This window comes from Ruminococcus sp. Marseille-P328, from assembly GCF_964249465.1.
GTDB lineage: Bacteria > Bacillota > Clostridia > Lachnospirales > Lachnospiraceae > Blautia_A > Blautia_A faecis.
In genome coordinates this window covers 35,067-41,406 of record NZ_CAXUBQ010000031.1, presented here as the reverse complement: position 1 = coordinate 41,406, position 6,340 = coordinate 35,067, and the positions used below count along the sequence as shown (strand labels likewise).

At 38.4% G+C, this 6,340-nt stretch carries 7 protein-coding genes and 2 pseudogenes; 6 read left to right on the top strand and 3 right to left on the bottom strand.

What is annotated here, in order from left to right:
* Positions 1-296: 296 nt before the first annotated feature.
* Both ACESTK_RS17880 and ACESTK_RS17875 read right to left on the bottom strand, forming a co-directional pair.
* Positions 297-419, bottom strand: a pseudogene (locus tag ACESTK_RS17880) (transposon-transfer assisting family protein); the annotation flags it as partial.
* 6 nt (positions 420-425) lie between these two features.
* Positions 426-566, bottom strand: coding sequence for a hypothetical protein (locus ACESTK_RS17875; protein WP_021651320.1), 141 nt, complete (start codon positions 564-566; stop codon positions 426-428).
* A 198-nt stretch (positions 567-764) separates the two neighbouring features.
* On the opposite strand from ACESTK_RS17875, the pseudogene ACESTK_RS17870 reads away from it, so the two are divergent.
* Both ACESTK_RS17870 and ACESTK_RS17865 read left to right on the top strand, forming a co-directional pair.
* Positions 765-1,133: pseudogene (locus tag ACESTK_RS17870) on the top strand (carboxymuconolactone decarboxylase family protein); the annotation flags it as partial.
* Between the two features lie 296 nt (positions 1,134-1,429).
* Positions 1,430-2,038 carry a DUF6664 family protein gene (locus ACESTK_RS17865; protein WP_373120392.1) on the top strand — a complete coding sequence of 203 codons (609 nt, stop codon included), beginning with the start codon at positions 1,430-1,432 and terminating at the stop codon, positions 2,036-2,038.
* 52 nt (positions 2,039-2,090) lie between these two features.
* Here the strand turns inward: ACESTK_RS17865 and ACESTK_RS17860 are convergent, their stop codons facing one another.
* Positions 2,091-2,342, bottom strand: coding sequence for a helix-turn-helix domain-containing protein (locus ACESTK_RS17860; protein ID WP_019162211.1), 252 nt, complete (start codon positions 2,340-2,342; stop codon positions 2,091-2,093).
* A 131-nt stretch (positions 2,343-2,473) separates the two neighbouring features.
* On the opposite strand from ACESTK_RS17860, the gene ACESTK_RS17855 reads away from it, so the two are divergent.
* From ACESTK_RS17855 to ACESTK_RS17840, 4 genes are all read left to right on the top strand, one after another.
* Entirely contained in the window at positions 2,474-2,818 is a 345-nt protein-coding gene (locus ACESTK_RS17855; protein ID WP_373120391.1) for a hypothetical protein, read from the top strand.
* Between the two features lie 149 nt (positions 2,819-2,967).
* Entirely contained in the window at positions 2,968-4,902 is a 1,935-nt protein-coding gene (locus ACESTK_RS17850; protein WP_373120390.1) for a P-loop NTPase fold protein, read from the top strand.
* A gap of 207 nt (positions 4,903-5,109) precedes the next feature.
* The gene (locus tag ACESTK_RS17845; protein ID WP_373120393.1) at positions 5,110-6,018 is read left to right on the top strand and encodes a plasmid segregation actin-type ATPase ParM; all 909 of its coding nucleotides are present in this window, start codon (positions 5,110-5,112) and stop codon (positions 6,016-6,018) included.
* Positions 6,006-6,299, top strand: a complete 294-nt coding sequence (locus ACESTK_RS17840; RefSeq protein WP_006428275.1) for a hypothetical protein — start codon at positions 6,006-6,008, stop codon at positions 6,297-6,299. The genes ACESTK_RS17845 and ACESTK_RS17840 overlap by 13 nt, the downstream gene beginning before the upstream one ends.
* The last annotated feature ends 41 nt before the right edge of the window (positions 6,300-6,340 follow it).

Here is a 6,340-nt window from a genome sequence, read left to right as displayed (position 1 = left end):
GCGGTAACTACATAGTACCATAAAATTTGTAATTAGGGATTCTCATTTTGACTTGTACTATTTATATTCTAGCACCACGGCTATCACCTGCACACCCCCGAAACAGATACACCCGCTGCGCGTCTGTACCTGTTTCGGGGGCTAATAATGACTGTAACCTACGCCTTTCGGGGCTGATAACCGCTAGTTTCAAGGCTTCTCCCGCACGTTTGCAGAGGTGGGCGAATACTTTATCCTATCCCCGTCAATACTGGGTCCTAAATGCGTAGGAACAGGCAAAAAGAAAAGACGCCGGACGCAAGCGGCCACATATCCCCGTCCATACCCGGCATGGCTGCGGTGATCTTGCCTATCGTCCTGCGTCGGTCTGCGTTGTGGTACATACAGATCAAATTTTCTTCTTCCACGGTAAAGTGCATCATTCCTCATACCTCCAATTCATTTTTCTTGGTTCTGGCCGCCGCCTTTTTCGGGCTGGTGGCCTGTTTGCTGTCGGCAAGCTGCTTGCGGATAGATGGCCGGGGCTTGCGAATACTCACATCACGGCGCTCATCTTTGTTAATCATGGCATATACCCCGTAGCGGACATATGAAAACAATGTTGAATCGAATGTTTTCTAAATTCCAAACTTGCAGGAACCGTATTTGGCGGAGGTGCAGATGCTGTTGGCGCAATACAGGGCAATCCGGCATTAAAAGAGGCTTATGAGATGGGAAAAAAGTTTAAGGGGATGTATATGCAGAAGTGCGGCTTGAGGGACGGATCACTGGTCCCGGTAACTGCATTGCTTGCGCAGGGATTAACGGATTCTTCTTTAAAATATCATCTTCAAAATGCAAAAAATCATGGTGTGACACAAAAAGAGATTGCGGCAGTGATCACACATGCCGCATTCTATGCAGGTTGGCCAAAAGCATGGGCTGTATTCAATCTTGCAAAGGAAGTGTGGGAAACAGGCGAAGGAGATTTGCCATACGAAGAGGAAGGGATGCGTGCGCATGCAAAAGAGATGGTATTTCCAATTGGTGCACCAAATGATAGTTTTGCACAGTATTTTTCCGGCAGAAGTTTTCTTGCACCGATTTCTACTTCTCAGGTTGGAATTTTCAATGTGACATTCGAACCTGGATGCAGTAAACTGGATTATGTAGCATAAGAGTGTATAGCGTGTCTGTAGTCTGATTTTTGCCATAAATAAGTACAGGATACACAGAGAATAGAAAAGAATGTGTATTCAGTTAAATAAGAAATAGATAGCTGGTATGAGAGAACAAGGAGTCTTTCATACCAGTTTTTTTGTGGGAAAAGGGATAGGTTGCACAGGATCTGCCAGGAGATTTCAGTAGGTTTGGTGAATAGCTTTCTCCCAGAAGTGTGGTATAGTCTTGTGCTTGGAACAGGAAAACTACACAGAAGGGAGACACCGATATGACAGCACAGCCAGATATCATCTGGAATGAGCAATGCTTGGGGATACGGATAGGAGAACAGGTTTGCACCTATCTGAAAAAGCATGATGCGGAATACCAGAGACTGCAAAATAAAATACTGGAACTTACAGAGAGGTATCCAGTAATAGAAACATTTATGGAGTCGAATCAGGCAATCAGTCTAACGACAGAAGAGCATAAGGCAGTGCATCAATATTTCCGACTGGAGAGCGAAAAGGAAATGATAGAAGAACAGTACCATTTTTATATGGGACAGGCTCAAATGATTTCTTATGGAGCTATGCTGGGGAAAATAAAAAAAGCAATACTGGGAAAGGATGATGGTGACACACAGAAACTGCTGGAGTTGCTGATGGATACTTGGATTGATGATGTAGAAGAACAGCTGAAAGAAAATTCAGTGTACCAGGAAATGCTGGAAAAAATATCAAAATATGAAGAACAGGTTCAGACAATGGGATTATCAAAAGAAAAGCGAAAAACGATAGACGCATATGTTACAGAAGTCAGTGAAAGATGGATATTATATGCGGAATCTTTATATCAGGCCGGTATGCAGAAAATCTTAGAACTACTGAATCTGTAATAAGGACGGATAAAATGGGGAAGCACGAAAGAAACTTCCCCATTTGTCACTTTTATTCGTCTTTGCCATCAATGAGAAATATGTATGAAACCTGAAAGATTTCAGCAATGGCTTTTAATTCAAGATCAGTGACATAACGCTTGTTTGTTTCGATTCTGGTGATTACATTTTTATCCATATCGTAACCAGCTAACTGGAGTTTATAGGCAAGATCACGCTGAGACATATTGTGAGTCCTGCGAAGCTCAATCAACCGTTGGCTGATCAGATTCTTCTCACCAGACTGTGTCCTTGGCTTTGGCATTTTAAATCTCTTCCTCTCTGGTAAAAGGATGGTTTGTCTCACTTTTTGCACCATCTGTATTGATTTTAACGATTGGACAAGGTAGAATCGGTTGTAAAAGTGAGACAAAGCAGAAGAGAAAGGAGAAATATATGGAGCAGGCAAAAATAGAACAGCTTGCATTTTTATATTTATGCAGCGAGCATGATAAAAGGTTATTACTCAAGAAAGAAAAAATGCAATTAGCTGATTTTGACAGGCTGACTTATCTGATTTATTATCTTGGTTTAAAGGAATATCATATAAAAATATGGATGGAATTTGCAGGGGACTTCAAAAAGGAATGGGATTGCCTGGAAGCACTCCGGGAAACAGGAGGTTGTGTCGGAAATATGGGCAATACAGAATCAGAAAATAGGTTACACGAGTTGTGGATTCAGGAGTTTTATGAAAAGGCTCCAAAAGAGATTAGAGTGTGCATCAAAGATCTGGACTAAAAAACAAATAGAAATATACCTCAACTTATTTTTGTGATATCATTATTGGAAAATAGAGTTTTATAAAGAAAAAATAATAAAAAACCAACTTTTTACTGAAAAAACAAAAAGACAAAAGAGAAGAAACTATACTAGAGGAGGAATTTTCTATGGTAATGAAAGATGATGATATCATAAAAAATGTGTTGGAATATGTTAAAGACGAAAGATATCGTCAAGCTGTATTAATTGATGGAGAATGGGGAGCAGGAAAGACATTTTTTGTAAAAGAAAAATTGTTAATGAAGATGAAGGAAGAATTAGCCGAAAAAAGAATTTATTATATTTCTTTATACGGCGTATCATCTTCAGGACAAATTATGGATGAAATTTATTCGTCAATGGTGGAAGAAATTATAGACAAAAACTTAGGTGAAAAAACGGGACAGATAGTTGAAAAAGGTATAACATTTACGTCCAAATTAATTACCGCAGGAATGAAATATTTTAATGTAGACACTAAGGAGTTACCCAAGCTTTCGGATGTAAAGGAATTGAAAGATGTAATAATTATTTTTGATGACGTAGAGAGATGCGAATTGGAAATCAATCAAACACTGGGAATCATTAACAACTTAGTTGAACATAATGATATAAAAGTTATCTTGATTGCTAATCAAAATGAGATTGGAAAAATTAATTTTTCGAGAGGGCTTTCACATAAGTATCAGATAGCAATAGATGATAGAATAGAATTAGATGAAAAAGGAAGACAAAAGGATAGTAAGATAAGTTATACAAAAGAGCAGTTAATTAAACGAGCAGAACAGCTTTTTTCAGAAGACATTTTTTACAAAAAAGTAAAGGAGAAACTTATAGGATTAACAATTTACTATCAGCCAAATTTGGCAGAGGTATATACTGCTGTTGTAGAGAAATTTATTAAAGAAAAAAAAGTAAAGGACTACTTAATTTCAAATAAGCAAAAAATCGTAAACATTTTTGAAGAGAAAAGACATTACAATATTCGTACTTTGATTTTTGCGTTAATTGCATTTGAAAAATTTTATATTATTATAGATGCGATTGCATTTGAAGAACATAAATATATTTCTCGTGAGTTAGATAATGTTTTGAAGTATACAATACTTTCAGCTATTAAAATAAAATCAGGAAAGCCCGCATATTCATGGAAAAAAAATTCTTCTAAATCGGGAATTGTATATTACGATATAAAGAGTGCTGAAAATAGAGTATATGGATATAGATTTGTGGATAATTATTTATTGCAATGTGATTTGAATAAGGAATATGTAGAAGAAACTATTTTGGAAATAGCTAATATGCAGAAAAAATTAGATGATTCAAGAGCATTTGAAAATTCATTGCAATATTCGAAATTATATTTTTGGTGGGAATTAGAAGATGATGAACTAGAGGAACTTATTTCTCAAATTTGCATTGAATTGAAACAACAAAAATATGAACCTCGATATTTCAAAGATATGATTGTCACTTTTTTACAAATGGAATATAACGGTTTTAATTGTTTTAATTATGATGAGATCATTAATTCAATGGCAAAGAAATTGGAAACTTATACAGAAAAATTTGAACGTCGTTACTTAGAAGTTTTAAGTGAAGACACTGACTTTGTTCAAAAATACAATAAAATTGTAAAACCATTGTTTGCAATACTTGATAACAAAGAAAACAAAGAAAAAATAGAAGATAATGCTTTCTTATGTGATCACAGGTGTTGGGATGAAGATTTTGAAATAAAATGTGAAGAACGTAGTCAAACGTATACAACGAGTAATGCTTTTTTTTCTTATATTGATCCAGAAAAATTTATTGAAGAATTGAAAAATGCAAAAGTTATAGAAATACGTAATTTTATAACTGGAATAAAGAAAGTATATAGTTTTTCAAATTTAAACGACTTTTTTAAACCAGATATTCCAAATTTAAAGAATGCATTGGAAAAAATAGATATTGATGAATTAAGTCTAGGAAAAAAGACTCGAAAGATGGCAGTGGAGACATTAAAAAGTAAATTGCAAGAATATTTGAAACTTATTGAGACACCTACATATACAATATAAAAGATACAGCGTTGTGATCACTGTAGTATTATAAAACTTTTTGTTTCAAAATCGATATATTAGATACTTTAAAAATATGTTATACAAAATGAATAATTTTTATCATGGGCAGGACTCTTCGGGGTTCTGCCCTTTTTCTATTTTTCCAGACCAAAAGACCACCTGCTGGAAAAGAACAAGAAAAACCAAGAAAGGATGTGGTGACTTATCATTATAGGAATCGATCATGGATATTATGCCATCAAAACTCCCCACGTGTGCTTCCCGACAGGGCTGACCGGATACGATTACGAGCCGTACACCATGCAGAATGTCCTGCAGTACAATGGGAAATTTTATGTGTGTGGAACTGGGCGGCAGACGCTGGTAAGAAGCAAAACCTCCAATGACAATTATTATCTTTTGACAATGGCAGCCATTGCACAGGAGATCCGCTACCGCCGGGGAGAGAGGAAAACAGATGTGGTTCTGGCAGCCGGCCTCCCACTGGCAAGTTTTGGCAGGGAGAAAAAAAGTTTCCGGGAATATCTGTTTCGGAAAGAGCAGCCTTTGCGTTTCCGGTACGAGGATGAAAGCTATGAGATCCAGATTCAGGATGTAAAACTGTTCCCACAGGGTTACTCGGCACTGGCTCTCCACCCGGAATGTGTTCGGGATGAGCCTTCTGTTCTTCTAGCAGACATCGGTGGCTGGACCGTAGACCTGATGCGGCTGGACAATAGTGTTCCAAACGCCGCAACCTGCCGCAGCCTGGAGCTTGGTGTGATACGGTGTGTGGATGAGATTACCGAACAGGTACGCAGAAATACTGGACTGTCTGTAACGGACATTCAGATTGAACGTGTTCTGAACGGTCAGAGCTGTAGCATGGACCCGGTCGCAAAAGAAATCATTGTCCGGCAGGGAAGGCTCTACACGGAGAAAATACTGTCTGCAATTATGGAAGCCGGGTTCGATCTGAAGGCAATTCCGTCTGTAATCATGGGCGGCGGAGCCAGCATTCTGAAACGGCACGTGACACCGCAGGACGGGCTGTGTCGGCAGGTTTACCTGACAGACGTACACGCCAACGCTTCCGGCTATGAGCGGATTGTGGGGCAGATGTGCGCGAAGTAAAGAGACCCGTTTTCTCGTTCCGCCTGAACCTTGATAACCCGGACCACAAAAAGGCATGGGAGATCCTGCAAAGTGTTCCGGATGGGCAGAAGAGCAGCTATCTGGTTCAAGTGATCTTAAAAGATCAGGAAAACAACCAGCTGGAGAAAAGTATCCGGCAGGCAATCCGGGAAGAACTGGCAGGTGTTTCCATTTCAGGCTCCGGGGAAAGTGTTTCAAAGAAGGAAGAAATCCCATCACAGATGCTGGATTTTCTCTCCGGGCTTGAGGATGCATTCTGAACAAGTCAAGTCTTTCCCGGCGATAAAATAGCTAAAATTCA